2 protein-coding genes are annotated in these 1,804 nt (G+C 65.8%); one reads left to right on the forward strand and one right to left on the reverse strand.

Features of this window, described 5'->3' with window-relative positions; all coding sequences use genetic code 11:
- Positions 1-96 precede the first annotated feature (96 nt).
- Positions 97-297: a hypothetical protein gene (locus OXF11_10050; protein MCY4487440.1), complete on the reverse strand. Its 201-nt coding sequence runs from the start codon at positions 295-297 to the stop codon at positions 97-99.
- A gap of 1,150 nt (positions 298-1,447) precedes the next feature.
- Between OXF11_10050 and OXF11_10055 the strand changes: the two genes are divergently transcribed.
- On the forward strand, positions 1,448-1,780 hold the full coding sequence (locus OXF11_10055) for a hypothetical protein (protein ID MCY4487441.1): 333 nt from the start codon (positions 1,448-1,450) through the stop codon (positions 1,778-1,780).
- Positions 1,781-1,804: the final 24 nt, after the last annotated feature.

The following is a 1,804-nucleotide window of genomic DNA, read 5'->3' on the forward strand; positions in this document are numbered from 1 at the left end:
CGCTCTGTCTCGCAGGGCCGGAGACCGCGCCTTCGGCGATCAGTTGCGCCTGGATCGTGTCGTTGACCTCGTCCCGCAGCGCCCTTGTTGGTGCGATCACCCCGGTTGCAGCGTTGCAGCACGCTCCTTCGGGAGAGCGGGAGGCAAGCGCTCCGCTGTTTCCTTGCCGATATCCTCCCTTTCAACGCGCGCAATCCTGTCACCGAGCTTCTCGAACGCGGTCCTGACCTCGCCCGCCAGGCCCGCACGGACCGCCTCCTTGAGCTCCATATCGCGTTGTCGAACGATCTCGTCCATCACAGCGGTCTGCATACCGGCCCGACTGAGTTGCTCAGGTCTACCGCACCGCGACCATCGAGCTTCGCGCGGGCGACCGCATCGGCTGGACGCGCAACGACGCGGGCCTGGGCCTCTTGAACAGAGGCGCCGCCGACGTGGCGGGCGTCCGGAAGGGTTTCGAGCCAAACCGTTTCGGCCGCAATGCCCTCGGGCACCGTCAATCTGATGAACCAGAAGAGAGTTTACCTTGGGATCGGCCGGGCGCGCGGCCGTGCCGATGTGGTCGCGGACGATCCGAAACGGCTCGCGGATCAACGGGAGCGCGCCACCGGTGAGCGGTGAGCGGGTCGCGGCGCTCGATGCGCTGGCGAAACAGGCTGCCCTGGAGGCCGGGAAGGAACGCGGGCTGACCTTCGAAACGTCAGGCGGACGGCCCTTTGGCGTTGAAGATGCGGCGGACCGGGGACACGAGGCTGAGCGGATCAAGGACCGCCGGCAAGGGCGCGAGCCCCGGGCCGGGCATGAGATCGAACGCGGACGCCGGATCAGGCCGGGGAACGGACTCGGGAGTCTCGATTCCGGCCGATGCTCTAATACCCAGGGAACGACGGACGACGGCCCCCGATTGGGTGATTCTTCGGAGCATCGCTGGGCGACTTTGCCGATTCTCTCGAGAATCGCGAGCCCAAATTGGCGGTTCTCCGGGGAACCAGGGCCGATTCTCTGGAGAACCGCCTCTAAAAAACAACAACAATATCAATATGATAGTCGCGATGCTCCAGAGCATCGACTCGATCCAACAATGGCCAGGCGCTCAAAGGCACCGCTAGTCCAGGAAAAGGCACGGCATTCGCATCAATGGCACAACCAGCATCGGAGGTGCGTGGGGTGTGAAAACCAAAGCCGCGGCACGCGGTCAGGAACGACAAACCCAAGGTATGAGCGAAGGGGAATCGGGGGCCGGGGAACCCGGCAGATGGGAGCCGCCACGGCGATTGAGTGGCGGACAGTGCGGGAGGTGGTGAAGGCAGTAGTGCGGAGGACGCTGGCGGCGGTTCGGGCAGAGGTGCAGAGGGCGCCGACAGTGGAATGGACAGTACAAGATGGCGAAGTGCGGAAGCCGGTGACGGGCAGAGCCCGCACCGGCGAGGCGAACGCGGAACCGTCTGTGCTGGCGACGGCTGTCATCGAGGCGGACGGCGTGAGCGAGGGCGATGTCGCCGAAGGCGGCGAGCCGAGCGAGACTGCACGGCGGACTCGGCAAGCAGTCTGGTCGCGAAGCGGCGCGACGGATCGTCTCGACGTGCAGAGGGCGCCGCGGAGAAGCTGGTGCGCCGTGATGGTGATCACCGACACGTTGACTGGCGTAACCGCCGTCGCCGTGACCGGAGCGGTGCAGGACATTGCCGTGATGGTGGGCAGGGTCGTGAACATGAACGGCGTCACCGGCAACGATGATGATGCGAAGCTCGCGCCCACGACGCGGAGGAGGACGGCGTGAGCGGGCGATGTCGCCGGAGGCGAC

This window comes from Deltaproteobacteria bacterium (assembly GCA_026712905.1).
In the GTDB taxonomy this organism is placed as follows: domain Bacteria; phylum Desulfobacterota; class Binatia; order UBA9968; family JAJDTQ01; genus JAJDTQ01.

Coding starts and splice junctions, on each gene's coding strand:
- OXF11_10050 (MCY4487440.1), bottom strand. CDS start 297: ATGGACGAGATCGTTCGACAACGCGATATGGAGCTCAAGGAGGCGGTC.